The organism is Streptomyces sp. NBC_00461 (assembly GCF_036013935.1).
Classification (GTDB): Bacteria; Actinomycetota; Actinomycetes; order Streptomycetales; family Streptomycetaceae; genus Streptomyces.
The window spans coordinates 2729219-2741605 of the sequence record NZ_CP107902.1 but is presented as its reverse complement, the minus strand read 5'-3'; the positions used below and the strand labels follow the sequence as shown (position 1 = coordinate 2741605).

The window sequence follows — 12387 nt, the reverse complement described above, 5'->3', positions numbered from 1 at the left end:
TGACCGCGACAGGAGGATGCCTGTGCCCGCTGCCGCACTGAAGCCGAAGCCTATGCAGTCCACAGCAAAGCGGCCCGTTCTGCTCGACCTGCCGTACGACCCCGTGGAGAAGCGCCCGCTGCCGCCGGGCCGTCCGCGCGACTGGTACGTCACGCACAACCGTCGCCTCAAGGCGATGCGGCTCGCGATCGCCCTGCTCGACTCGGGCGTGTACGTACCGAACCAGGCCCGCAACGAGACGATACGCAGCACCGCCGAAGTGATCGGCGTCCATCCACCGTCGGACACGACGTGCCACATGGTGCGAGCACTGATGCGTTACTCGCGCTGAGCCTGGGGGCTGCCGCCCCCGCACCCCCGCTTCGGCCTGAAGGGCCTCGTCCTCAAACGCCGGACGGGCTGGATGTGGCTGAGCCGAAATCAGCCCCTCCGGCGTTTGAGGAGCGGGGGTCCGGGGGCCGGCCCCCGAGACGGGACGCACTACCCCGCCAACTCCTTCTCCACCGGCGTCCGAAACCGCGGCGTCACCTTCGTGGTCCCCAACCACCCTTGCAGCCGCTGCACCTCGGCACCGATCGCCGCCTCCGCCTCCCGCCCCACCCCGGAGGGCACCAGCACCCGCCACACGATCTCCCCGTCCAGCCGCTGGGCCCAACCGCCCACCACCCGCCCGTCCCACCACACCGTCGGCCCCACGTTCCCGCTCCTGTCGAACAGCAGCGGCCGCAACTCCGGTGCCAGATACCAGTCCCGCTCCCGCCACCCCATCGCCGCCGGGTCAAGGCCGGGCAGCAGTGCGGCCCACGGCTGCGCGGGCCCGGCCACCGGCTCGACGTCGCCGTCGACGACGTACCCCGTGCCCTCGTCCAGTGCCACAGACCGCGCGCCGATCGCCGCCAGCGCGCGCCGGACGTCCGTCACCTTCCACCCCGTCCACCACTTCAGGTCGTCCTCCGTGGCCGGCCCGCACGCCGTGAGCCACCGTCCGAGCAGCGCCGCCTGCGCCTCGGCCACGTCCAGTTCGGGATGCGGGGGCGCCACTGCCCAGCGGAACTGGCTGGACGTCCACGACCCGAGCGGCCGCCCCCGCACGACCCTGCCCTCCACGCCCAGCACCCTCAGCAGCCGGGTCGAAACGGTGTGCACGCCCTCGTAGCTCTTCCCGGCCGCGTACGCGAACTGTTCCCTCAGGCGCGGTTCGTCCTGCGCGAGTTCGGCCGCCGTCGCCTGACCGCGCCGCGTCAGCGCCGCCAGCGCCGACTCCTCGACCTCCTTCAGCCAGGCCGCGTCCGGTGCCCCGGCCTTCGCCATGTCCTTGAGCAGCGAGGTCCGCTCCCGGGCGGCGACCGCGAGGCCGGTGGAGGCGTGCACGACGGCGGTCAGGTCCGTGGGGAACACGAACACGGTGTGCCGCATGCCGTGCATCCGGACCAGGGAACGGTCCGTGTACAGGGCGCGCTCCGTCTCCGGCACGGTCGTCGCCGCGTCCGCGAGCCGCGCGCCGACGGCCAGATACACCGTCGCCGGGTCCGTGCCGTGCAGCGCGACCAACGAGCCGGCGACCTCCTCCGGGCTCCCCGCCCGCGCTTCCGGCGCCAGCCGCTGCCGCAGAGCCAGCCGAGCCCGCCGCTCCGCCGCCCCGATGTACCGCACGCCGTCACCCATCCCGGCCTCCTGCCTCCTCGTCGCATCACCCGTGATCCCATCTTGCAGGAGGCCACTGACAACGGGCCGTGGAGCCGGGAAGAGAAAGACGGCCCAAGGGTCTCGGCATACGTGCGCCCAACCGGACGCCCGTCACCCGATCGCCGTGTCCGGCATGCGCGCACCCCCGCACCCGCCTTCACTGCGATCAAGAGGGCGGCGGAACCCGGGCGACGACCGCGCAGGGGCGGCGGAACCGGACCGCCCCGTGCGGACACGGCCGGCAGCGGGAGGCGTGATGGACAGGCGCGGCAAGCGGTGGTGGACGCCATGAGTACCCCTGCCTCACGCGCCGACCGCGGCAGGGCCGCCCGCCGCCGCGTCGCCCGTTCCGCGCACGCCGCGTGGATACCGCCCGTCGACCGGCCCGACCCCGTCGCCGTACTGGAACGGCAGGGCCGCGACCGGCTGCCGGAACTGCTGCCGATCCGGTACGGGCGGATGGCCGCGTCACCCTTCGCCTTCCTGCGCGGCTCGGCCGCCGTGATGGCCACCGACCTCGCGTCCCGGCCGCACACCGGGCTGACCGTGCAACTGTGCGGCGACGCCCACCTGCTGAACTTCGGCCTGTACGCCTCCCCGGAACGCGCCCTGCTCTTCGACCTGAACGACTTCGACGAGACGTTCCCCGGCCCCTTCGAGTGGGACGTCAAACGCCTCGCGGCCTCCGTCGCCGTGGCCGCCCGGACGAACGGGCACGCCGAGGCCAAGGTCCGCCGATCGGCGCTGGAGGCGGTGGCCGCGTACCGGACCACCGTGCGGCGGCTGGCCCGGCGGGGCGAACTCGCCGTCTGGTACGAGCGCATCGACGCCGAGAGCCTGCTGCCCCTCGCCCGCTCCGCCAACCGCCGCGGACAGGTTGCCTCCAGCCTCACCCGGGCCCGCCGCCGCACCAGCCTGCACGCCGTCGGCAAGCTCACGGAAGTGGTCGACGGACGCCGCCGGATCGTCCAGTACCCACCGCTCCTCGAACCCGCCGGCGCCTCCGACATGGCGTCGCTGCGCAAGATCTTCAGCGACTACCGCTCCACCCTCTCCGAGGAGCGCCGCCTCCTCCTGGACCGCTACCGCTTCGTGGACGCCGCCCGCAAGGTCGTCGGCGTCGGCAGCGTCGGCATGCGGTGCTTCGTCGTGCTGCTCACCGGACGCGACCAGGACGACCCCCTGTTCCTGCAGATCAAGGAGGCGCGGAAGTCCGTACTGGAAGAGCATCTGCCGACCGGGCCCTTCGTCCATCCCGGGCATCGGGTCGTCGCAGGTCAACGGTTGTTGCAGACCGCCAGTGACGTCTTCCTCGGATGGATGTCGGGGCCGCAGGGGCGTGCCTACTACTGGCGGCAGCTACGCGACATGAAGGGCTCCGCGGACGTCGCGGGGATGAAGCCGGCCGACCTCCTGGCGTACGCGCGGCTGTGCGGCACCGCCCTGGGCCGTGCCCACGCCCGCTCCGGCGACCGCATCGCGATCGCCGCCTATCTGGGCGGCGCCGACACCTTCGAACAGGCCGTCGCCGACTTCGCCCTCCACTACGCGGACCAGAACACCGCCGACCATGCCGCCCTGGGCGCGGCGATCGCGGCCGGCGTGATCGCGGCGGCCCCGGAAGTGTGACTCCGAACTGCCCGCTGTTCGATTCGCATACCGCCCCGGGCGGGACAACGGTGAGCGTACGATGCCGCCATGGCCACCGATCCGCGCGCCGAGGCGCACCAGGCCGCGGACATGGTCTCCGTCCACCTCGTCCGTCCGGTGGCCGACGCACGGGAACTCATCAAGGCACGCGCGTTTGCCGAGCGCTCCTCCGCTCACTCAGTGGCACAGCGCATCCTCCAGGGCGACGCGGGCCCGCCTCGCCCACGGGAGGCGGATCTCCGCCACGGCGAAGGGAGTTCAGCCGATGAGCACGATGTCCCACGCGCCGCAGCGGGTGGCGCAGGCGTTCGTCGACCTCGCCGCCAGCCCGGTCACGGAGGCCTCCGATCCGGCCGGGCTCCTCGCCGCCCTCGCCGCGCGCGGAACCGAACTGCTCGGTGACTGTGCGGTGATCGTGCTGTACGGCTCCGACGAGAGTGCCCGCGCCGAGGTCGCCGGCACCGGCGACGAGCTGATGGGCCTGGCGCGTGACGCCGTCGGCTGGGGTGAGGGACCGGGCCCGGAGGCCCGCCGCACCGGCCGGCCCGTGCCGGACACCGCCCTCGACGGCGACCGGGCCCGCCGCGACTGGCCGCGCTACACGGGCCGGGCCCTGGAACTCGGCTACGGCCGGGCCGCCGCCCTGCCTCTGCACGTCGGCCAGGACACCCTGGGCGCCCTGGGGCTGCTGGGCCCCGTCGGCATGCCGATGGACCGCGAGCTTCTCGCGCTGGGCCAGTCACTCACCGACGCCGCCGGCTGGAACCTGGAACGGGACCGGTGCCTGCGCCGGACCCGTGCCCTGGCCGACCAGCTGGGCGAGGCCCTGACCAGCCGTATCGTCATCGAACAGGCCAAGGGCACGCTCGCGGCCCGGCTCTCCATCTCGGTGGACGAGGCCTTCGGCGTCCTGCGCTCCCACTCCCGCTCCCACCGCCGCCGTCTGGCGGACGTGGCCCGGGAGGTCGTGGACCGGAAACTGGACCTACAGGCCGAGTAGCCGGGTAGGGGCGCAGGGGGATTCGGCGCCCCCGTACCCCACGTCCGAAGAAAACCGGATGCACTCCCCGTGACCGGCTCCCTACGCTGGACAAGCACGGCGGAGCTGCCCACCACTGCTTTGCGCAGGACCGGCATCACCCCGCTGACGCGGGGCTACTCTCTACGCACCGACGGACGGACGCCCGTCCCCCAGCGCCCCGTCGGGACGACCCACCATCACCGCTCGATCAACCACGCCCACGGAGGCCCGTCATGGGCACCATCTTGATATCCGGGACCGTCGTCCTGGCGCTCTTGGGATTCGGAAACCACGTCTGGTGGCTGGCCGCGGCCGGAGTCCTCTTCCTGTACCTGCAGTACGGTCGGGACCGCTCAGCCTCGCGGCCCTCGTCGCAGGGGGGATCCTCGTCGGCGTCCGTGCCGGCCTCGTACGAGGCCTACCGCAAGCGCCGTGACCAGCAGGCGAAGTGGGAGCGCCGCTACCGCCGCGAGCGCCCCCTGGAGACCCGTCGCCAGGAGCGAGAGAAGAACAAGTAGGACCGGCGAAGGCGCGCGTACCGGCGAAGGCGCACAGGCCCTACAGGCCGGGCGCGCCCCACACCGGGAACCAGCGGCTCAGGTCCTGCTCCATCCGCAGGTCGTCGGCGAGTGCCGCCTTCACCTGCAGCTCCAGCGCGTTGTCACGCCGCTGCCCCTCACCGGGCAGCGGCGCGAACGGGTAGAACGTGCCGCGCTTGTAGAGATAGACGAGCGCGAGCCGTCTGCCTCCCTCGCCCTGGAAACCGGCCAGGGAACACAGCAACTGTGGCCCGAAGCCGTTCACCTCCATCGAGCTGTTCACCGCGTGCAGATCGTTGACCAGCTCCGACAGCTGGTCGGGGGAGCGGCGGGAGACCAGCCAGGAGTAGCCGAACTCGTCCTGGCGCAGCTCCACCGGAGGGCCGTCCCGGTCCGCGTCCGCGTCCAGCAGGGCCTGGACCTCCCGGTGCGTCTGCTCGAAGGCCGAGCCCTCGACCGTGGCGAAGCACACCGCGCCCGTGCCGGTCGGCGTGAAACCGGCGGCGGCCTCAAGGGTCACGGCCGCCGACGGCAGCGCGAAGAGCCGGTCCAGATCGGGCAGGGCCGGTTTCGTACGGCCGAGCAGAATGTCCAGGAGCCCCATGCATCAGCCCTTTCCGGGGGTGGCCGCCTCACCCAACTCGGCGGAGATCCGCCCCAGTTGGTCGAGCCGCTGCTCCAGGCTCGGGTGCGTGGAGAAGTACCGCTCGATGCCGGGCTCCTTGCCGGTCGCCGGGGTGAAGTAGAAGGCGTTGAAGGCCTGGGCCGTCCGCAGGTCCTTGGTCGGGATCCGCGCGATGTCTCCGGACACCTTGGTCAGCGCGGAGGCCAGCGCCGAGGGCCGCCCGGTGAGCAGCGCCGCCGCCCGGTCCGCGGCCAGCTCCCGGTACCGAGACAGCGCCCTGATGAGCAGGAAGCTGATCGCGTACACCGCCGCGGACACACCCATCACGGCGGCGAAGATCATCGCGGTGTTCTGGTCCCGGCGTCCGCCGCCGAACAACTGCGAGTAGAAGGCGAACCGCACGATCAGTCCCGCGATCACACCGAGGAACGACGCGATCGTGATCACGGCGACGTCCTTGTGCGCCACGTGGGACAGCTCGTGTGCGAGCACGCCCTCCAGCTCCGCGGGCTCCAGTCGCCGCAGCAGCCCGGTCGTCACACAGATCACGGCGTGATCGGGATTCCGCCCGGTCGCGAACGCGTTGGGCATGTCCATCTCGGACACGGCGACCACCGGCTTGGGCATGTCGGCGATCGCGCACAGCCGGTCGACCACCGCATGCAGCTCGGGATACTCCTCGCGCTCCACGACCCGCCCGCGCATGGCGAACATCGCGATCCGGTCGGAGAACCAGAACTGCGCGACGAACATCGCAGCCATCAGCGCGACGACCAGCAACCAGGACTTGAGCAACACGATCAACGCGGCGAAGAACGCCACGTACAGCAATCCGAGCAGGAACATCGTGACCGTCATCCGCACGGTCAACCGCCGGTCGCTCCGGAAGCGGCTTTGCATCTGCCTCACCCCGCAGTCAGGCACTCGTCCCACTGCCAGTGTGCACCCGGCCACTCCCATGAAGTGGTCGCGATCGGCCCTAGGAGCTGCAAAGGCCCCGATCTAGTAGGGCGCCCGGAACCGTGCGTACCCCAGCAGCAGGATGATCGCGGCGACGCTGCCCAGCACGATCGCCGTCGACACCCACGACGACCGGCGTGGAGCGGCCGGCTCGGGGTCACCGCGGAAGGGCACCGGCTCGGGCGGGTTCTCCTTCCAGCGCGCCGCGAGCATCCGCGCCCGAGCCGAGGGCTCCTTGTGGTCGGCGCTCTCCGCCCACCTGAGGTCGAACTCCCGCTCAGCGTCGTCCTGTTCGGACATCCCGGCTCTCCCCGTTGTCTCTGTCGAAGTCCACTGCATCGAACAGCAGTGCCAGAGCATACGACGACGCCCCCGCCCTGCAAAAGCAGGAAACGGGGGCGTGGCCGAGCGGCCTACGGGCCGATCACACGTCGAAGTAGAGCTCGAACTCGTGCGGGTGCGGACGCAGCTGCAGCGGGGCGATCTCGTTCGCGCGCTTGAAGTCGATCCACGTCTCGATCAGGTCCGGCGTGAAGACGTCGCCCGCGAGCAGGAACTCGTGGTCGGCCTCCAGGCGGTCGAGGACGGCCGGGAGCGAGGTCGGGACCTGCGCGACGTTCGCGTGCTCCTCGGGAGCCAGCTCGTAGAGGTCCTTGTCGATGGGCTCGGCCGGCTCGATCTTGTTCTTGATGCCGTCCAGGCCCGCGAGCAGCAGCGCGGAGAAGGCCAGGTACGGGTTGCCGGAGGAGTCGGGCGCACGGAACTCGACGCGCTTGGCCTTCGGGTTCGAGCCGGTGATCGGGATACGCATGGCCGCGGAGCGGTTGCGCTGCGAGTACACCAGGTTGATCGGCGCCTCGAAGCCCGGGACCAGACGGTGGTACGAGTTCACCGTCGGGTTGGTGAAGGCCAGCAGCGACGGGGCGTGCTTGAGGATGCCGCCGATGTAGTAGCGGGCGGTGTCCGACAGGCCCGCGTAACCGGCCTCGTCGTAGAACAGCGGCTGGCCGCCGGTCCACAGGGACTGGTGGACGTGCATGCCCGAGCCGTTGTCACCGAAGATCGGCTTCGGCATGAAGGTCGCGGTCTTGCCGTTGCGCCAGGCGACGTTCTTCACGATGTACTTGAAGAGCTGCAGGTCGTCGGCCGCGGCGAGCAGCGTGTTGAACTTGTAGTTGATCTCCGCCTGGCCGGCGGTGCCCACCTCGTGGTGCTGGCGCTCGACCTGGAGACCGGACTTGGCCAGCTCCAGGGAGATCTCGGCACGCAGGTCGGCGAAGTGGTCGACCGGCGGGACCGGGAAGTAGCCGCCCTTGTAGCGGACCTTGTAACCACGGTTGTCCTCGAGGGCGCCGGTGTTCCAGGCGCCGGCCTCGGAGTCGATGTGGTAGAAGGACTCGTTCGCGCTGGTCGCGAAGCGCACCGAGTCGAAGACGTAGAACTCGGCCTCGGGACCGAAGTACGCGGTGTCCGCGATACCGGTCGACGCGAGGTAGGCCTCGGCCTTCTTCGCCACGTTGCGGGGGTCACGGGAGTACTGCTCGCCCGTGATCGGGTCGTGGATGAAGAAGTTGATGTTGAGCGTCTTGTCACGGCGGAAGGAGTCCACGCGCGCGGTCGACAGGTCGGCGCGCAGGGCCATGTCGGACTCGTGGATCGCCTGGAAACCGCGGATCGACGAGCCGTCGAAGGCGAGCTCCTCGTCCGGGTCGAACGCCTCGACGGGCAGCGTGAAGTGCTGCATGACGCCCGGCAGGTCGCAGAAGCGGACGTCGATGAACTTGACGTCCTCGTCCGCGATGAACTTCTTGGCCTCGTCGGCGTTCTGGAACATCCAGCTCCTCCTACTCCCGACCGCCTCGCCGGGGTGGTAGTTCGTTCGTGCGGCCAGTGCGGTGGCACACGCTGGCCCCGACACTAGGGACGCGTGATTTCTCGGGCGTGACCCATTTGTTTCGCTCAAGTTAACCGGACCCGGCCCCGTGTACCCCACCTGTCCGGATCGCGAAACGCCCGCAGTACCGTGGACGGGTGGAGAACAGGGATGCAATCGGCTCGTGGCTCTCGGGCCCCCGCGCGGCCGCAGAGGAAGCCGGTGTCGACTTCGGATACCCGGGTCAGCAGCTCGGCCTGCCGCAGGAGGGGCCGGGCTCCATCGCCCGCCCGGGCCGCCGGTTCGGTGCGCTGGTCGTCGACTGGGCGCTGTGTCTGCTGATCGCATACGGCCTGATCACGCACGGCTATGAGCGGGCGACCGGCAACTGGGCCCTGCTCGTCTTCTTCCTGCTCGGCGTCCTGACGGTCGGCACGATCGGCTTCACCCCGGGCAAGCGCCTCTTCGGCCTGCGCGTGGTCGCCCTGGACACCGGCCGCCCCAGCCCCCTGCGGGCCGCCCTGCGCACGGCCCTGTTGTGCGTGGCCATCCCGGCCCTGATCTGGGACCGCGACGGCAGGGGCCTGCACGACCGCCTCGCGCGCACGGTCGAGGTCCGTATCTAGGCCGAGGTCCGTATCGAGCGCGTACGACGAGCACGTACGACGAAGGGGGCGCCGGAGTGATTCTCCGGGCGCCCCCTTCGTCGTACGTGCTCGTCGGCTTCCATGAAGCTCGTGCCGGGAGGTCAGCGGGCCTTCGGGCCGCCCTTCGGCAGCTTCATGCCCTTGGGCATCGGCCCCTTGGGCAGCGGCATGTTGCTCATCAGGTCGCCCATGGCACGGAGCCGGTCGTTCGTGGCCGTCACCTGCGGACCCGTGAGGACGCGCGGCAGCTTCAGCATGGTCGTCCGCACCTTCTTCAGCGCCACCTGGCCCTCGCCCGTGCCGACCAGGATGTCGTGCACCGGCACGTCCGCGACGATGCGGTTCATCTTCTTCTTCTCGGCGGCCAGCAGGCTCTTCACCCGGTTCGGGTTGCCCTCGGCGACCAGGACGATGCCGGCCTTGCCGACGGCCCGGTGCACCACGTCCTGGCTGCGGTTCATCGCCACCGCGGGCGTCGTCGTCCAGCCCCGGCCGATGTTGTCCAGTACCGCCGCGGCCGCGCCCGGCTGGCCCTCCATCTGCCCGAAGGCCGCCCGCTCGGCCCGGCGCCCGAAGATGATCGCCGTTCCGAGGAAGGCGAGCAACAGGCCCAGGATCCCGAGATAGATGGGGTGACCGATCAAGAAACCGATCGCGAGGAAAACACCGAAGATGCCGATGCCGACAGCCGCGAGTACAAGACCGATCTTCTTGTCGGCCTTGCGGGTCATCTTGTAGGTCAGAGCGATCTGCTTCAGTCGCCCGGGGTTCGCAGCGTCCGCTGCCGTGTCCTTCCTCGCCATGCCGTGAAGTCTACGTGGCCCGGGGACCGCCGTACGACGGCAGTGCCCCGAGGGCGGGATTCAGGGGCGGGGGACGAGCGTCTGGTCCAGGACGCGCTGGGCCTCGACCCGGTCCTTTGCTCGGCGGCGGTCCTCCAGGACGGAGGTCCAGGCGTTGCGACGGGCGGTGCGCTGGCCGCTGCTCATGAGCAGCGATTCGACTGCACGCAGTGCAGTGGTGAACGACGGGATTGCGGTGGCGCGAACCGGCGCGGCCTGCATGGTGGAGGTCCCCCCTCGGGATACGGGCACGGGGTGCGGGTGTACGTGGCGTGAGTCCAGCGTCACTGATTGGTGTTACCAGGGCGTGACCGACCGGTCAAACACCCATGAAGCCTTGATGCGACGAGCGAAAACGTTGACGCGGCCCTGACGGCGCCCTCATCTGCGAGGACGGTCAGGACCGCGTTGAATCAGCCGTTACCAGCGGGTAGTTTCTTGTGTGCAGGTTCACACGTAGAGGTGGCACTCCGTGCCATTCGGCCGACGGGCCGGGTGCCCCTCAGACGGCCTGCGAGGCGACGTGGGTGTCCTGCCGCGGAGCGGCCGACTGACGCAGCTCGACCGCCATCTGGTACAGCCGCCCGGCGCGGTACGAGGAACGCACCAGCGGCCCGGACATGACCCCCGAGAAGCCGATCTGCTCGGCCTCCTCCTTCAGCTCCACGAACTCGTGCGGCTTGACCCAGCGCTCGACGGGGTGGTGACGCACGGACGGACGCAGGTACTGCGTGATGGTGATCAGCTCGCAGCCGGCCGCGTGCAGCTGGCGCAGCGCGTCGCTGACCTCCTCGCGGGTCTCGCCCATGCCGAGGATGAGGTTCGACTTGGTGACGAGGCCGTAGTCGCGGGCGGCCGTGATGACCTGCAGCGAGCGGTCGTAGCGGAAGCCGGGGCGGATGCGCTTGAAGATCCGCGGCACGGTCTCGACGTTGTGCGCGAACACCTCGGGGCGCGAGGAGAAGACCTCTTCGAGCTGCTCCGGAACCGCGTTGAAGTCGGGGGCGAGCAGCTCCACCTTCGTCCGCCCGTCCGCCCGCTCGGCGGTCTGCGCGTGGATCTGGCGGACCGTCTCCGCGTACAGCCAGGCGCCGCCGTCCTCCAGGTCGTCGCGGGCGACGCCGGTGATGGTGGCGTAGTTCAGGTCCATGGTGACCACGGACTCGCCGACACGGCGCGGCTCGTCACGGTCCAGCGCCTCGGGCTTGCCGGTGTCGATCTGGCAGAAGTCGCAGCGCCGGGTGCACTGGTCGCCGCCGATGAGGAAGGTGGCCTCGCGGTCCTCCCAGCACTCGTAGATGTTGGGGCAGCCGGCTTCCTGGCAGACCGTGTGCAGGCCCTCGCTCTTCACGAGGTTCTGCATCTTCGTGTACTCGGGGCCCGTTTTCGCCCGGGTCTTGATCCACTCGGGCTTGCGCTCGATGGGGGTCTGGCTGTTGCGGACCTCCAGGCGCAGCATCTTGCGTCCGTCGGGTGCGACTGCGGACACGATGGGCTCCCTAGCGATTGATTCTTCGGCGTCACCCAGGGTACGCCCGTCGATTTAGTGGCCCGGCGTCGGTGCTGGCCTGCTGGGGCTGCCGCCCCCAGACCCTCGCTTCGGCCTGAACGGCCTCGTCCTCAAACGCCGGACGGGCTGATGTGTGCCGGCGTCTTCTCGATGTCCCGTGGCTTCAGCTCGGCGTTCTCCAGTACGTCCCGCAGATGCCGCTCCACCACGGGCAGCACCTCCGCGATCGTCACGTCGCGGCCCAGCTCGTCGGCCAGTGACGCGACGCCCGCGTCGCGGATGCCGCACGGGATGATGCGGTCGAACCACTTGTTGTCCGGGTTCACGTTGAGGGCGAAGCCGTGCATCGTGACGCCCTTGGCCACGCGGATGCCGATCGCCGCGATCTTGCGGTCCTCGCGGCGCTGGCCGGCGTTCGAGGGGGCGTACTCCGGGCCGTTCATGCGCGGGTCGAACTCCTCGTCGTGCAGACGGGGGTCGAAGTCGAGGGACAGCCCTCCTGGCGTCGGACGCTGCTCGACCGGGTCGCCGAGGATCCACACGCCGCTGCGGCCCTCGACGCGCGCGGTCTGCACCCCGAACTCCGCGCAGGTGCGGATCAGTGCCTCCTCCAGGCGCCGCACATGGGCCACCACGTCCACCGGGCGCGGGAGCTGCTGGATGGGGTAGCCCACCAGCTGGCCCGGGCCGTGCCAGGTGATCTTGCCGCCGCGGTCCACGTCGATGACGGGAGTGCCGTCGAGGGGGCGCTCGTTGTCCGCGGTGCGCCGGCCCGCCGTGTACACGGGCGGGTGCTCCAGGAGCAGCACGGTGTCGGGGATCTCGTCGGCGAAGCGCGCCGCGTGCACCCGGCGTTGCTCGTCCCACGCCACCTGGTAGTCGACGGCCTCGGCGCCGAATCCCATCCGGACGAACCGCAGCTCACTCACGGCAAGCGCCTCCCTGGAAAGTAGTAAGGCACGAAACGTGCCTACGCCACTGTACGACCGGCCGTCTCGCGTCAGCCCCGCGGGCAATCCTCACACGATCGGATG

The 12387-nt window shown here is 70.4% G+C and carries 14 protein-coding genes; 5 read left to right on the top strand and 9 right to left on the bottom strand.

Going from position 1 to position 12387, the window contains the following annotated elements:
- Window positions 1-22: 22 nt before the first annotated feature.
- Complete coding sequence (locus tag OG870_RS13070; protein WP_266513052.1) at window positions 23-331, top strand: hypothetical protein; 309 nt, start codon at window positions 23-25, stop codon at window positions 329-331.
- A gap of 149 nt (window positions 332-480) precedes the next feature.
- Here OG870_RS13070 and OG870_RS13065 read toward each other — a convergent pair whose 3' ends face one another.
- On the bottom strand, window positions 481-1665 hold the full coding sequence (locus OG870_RS13065) for a winged helix DNA-binding domain-containing protein (RefSeq protein ID WP_266513049.1): 1185 nt from the start codon (window positions 1663-1665) through the stop codon (window positions 481-483).
- A gap of 309 nt (window positions 1666-1974) precedes the next feature.
- Between OG870_RS13065 and OG870_RS13060 the strand changes: the two genes are divergently transcribed.
- From OG870_RS13060 to OG870_RS13050, 3 genes are all read left to right on the top strand, one after another.
- A complete protein-coding gene (locus tag OG870_RS13060) occupies window positions 1975-3315 on the top strand; it encodes a DUF2252 domain-containing protein (protein WP_266585227.1) in 1341 nt (446 codons plus the stop codon).
- Window positions 3316-3601: 286 nt separating this feature from the next.
- Complete coding sequence (locus OG870_RS13055) at window positions 3602-4336, top strand: GAF and ANTAR domain-containing protein (RefSeq protein ID WP_266513044.1); 735 nt, start codon at window positions 3602-3604, stop codon at window positions 4334-4336.
- A 254-nt stretch (window positions 4337-4590) separates the two neighbouring features.
- Window positions 4591-4875, top strand: a complete 285-nt coding sequence (locus tag OG870_RS13050) for a hypothetical protein (RefSeq protein ID WP_266585229.1) — start codon at window positions 4591-4593, stop codon at window positions 4873-4875.
- A gap of 40 nt (window positions 4876-4915) precedes the next feature.
- Here the strand turns inward: OG870_RS13050 and pspAB are convergent, their stop codons facing one another.
- From pspAB to glnA, 4 genes are all read right to left on the bottom strand, one after another.
- Window positions 4916-5500 carry a PspA-associated protein PspAB gene (gene pspAB / locus OG870_RS13045; RefSeq protein ID WP_266513040.1) on the bottom strand — a complete coding sequence of 195 codons (585 nt, stop codon included), beginning with the start codon at window positions 5498-5500 and terminating at the stop codon, window positions 4916-4918.
- 3 nt (window positions 5501-5503) lie between these two features.
- On the bottom strand, window positions 5504-6421 hold the full coding sequence (gene htpX / locus OG870_RS13040; protein WP_266585231.1) for a zinc metalloprotease HtpX: 918 nt from the start codon (window positions 6419-6421) through the stop codon (window positions 5504-5506).
- Between the two features lie 102 nt (window positions 6422-6523).
- The gene (locus OG870_RS13035) at window positions 6524-6781 is read right to left on the bottom strand and encodes an SCO2583/SCO2584 N-terminal domain-containing protein (protein WP_266513035.1); all 258 of its coding nucleotides are present in this window, start codon (window positions 6779-6781) and stop codon (window positions 6524-6526) included.
- Window positions 6782-6905: 124 nt separating this feature from the next.
- Window positions 6906-8315, bottom strand: coding sequence for a type I glutamate--ammonia ligase (gene glnA / locus OG870_RS13030; protein ID WP_266513032.1), 1410 nt, complete (start codon window positions 8313-8315; stop codon window positions 6906-6908).
- 197 nt (window positions 8316-8512) lie between these two features.
- On the opposite strand from glnA, the gene OG870_RS13025 reads away from it, so the two are divergent.
- Window positions 8513-8980: an RDD family protein gene (locus OG870_RS13025; protein ID WP_266513029.1), complete on the top strand. Its 468-nt coding sequence runs from the start codon at window positions 8513-8515 to the stop codon at window positions 8978-8980.
- Window positions 8981-9102: 122 nt separating this feature from the next.
- On the opposite strand, the gene OG870_RS13020 is transcribed toward OG870_RS13025, so the two are convergent.
- From OG870_RS13020 to lipB, 4 genes are all read right to left on the bottom strand, one after another.
- Window positions 9103-9804, bottom strand: a complete 702-nt coding sequence (locus tag OG870_RS13020; RefSeq protein ID WP_266513026.1) for a DUF4191 domain-containing protein — start codon at window positions 9802-9804, stop codon at window positions 9103-9105.
- A gap of 60 nt (window positions 9805-9864) precedes the next feature.
- Window positions 9865-10065 carry an SCO2195 family GlnR-regulated protein gene (locus tag OG870_RS13015; RefSeq protein ID WP_266513023.1) on the bottom strand — a complete coding sequence of 67 codons (201 nt, stop codon included), beginning with the start codon at window positions 10063-10065 and terminating at the stop codon, window positions 9865-9867.
- Window positions 10066-10345: 280 nt separating this feature from the next.
- Window positions 10346-11332 (bottom strand): lipoyl synthase, encoded by a 987-nt coding sequence (gene lipA, locus OG870_RS13010; RefSeq protein ID WP_266585233.1) that lies wholly within the window; start codon window positions 11330-11332, stop codon window positions 10346-10348.
- 131 nt (window positions 11333-11463) lie between these two features.
- Window positions 11464-12282 carry a lipoyl(octanoyl) transferase LipB gene (gene lipB, locus OG870_RS13005; RefSeq protein WP_266585235.1) on the bottom strand — a complete coding sequence of 273 codons (819 nt, stop codon included), beginning with the start codon at window positions 12280-12282 and terminating at the stop codon, window positions 11464-11466.
- Window positions 12283-12387 lie beyond the last annotated feature (105 nt).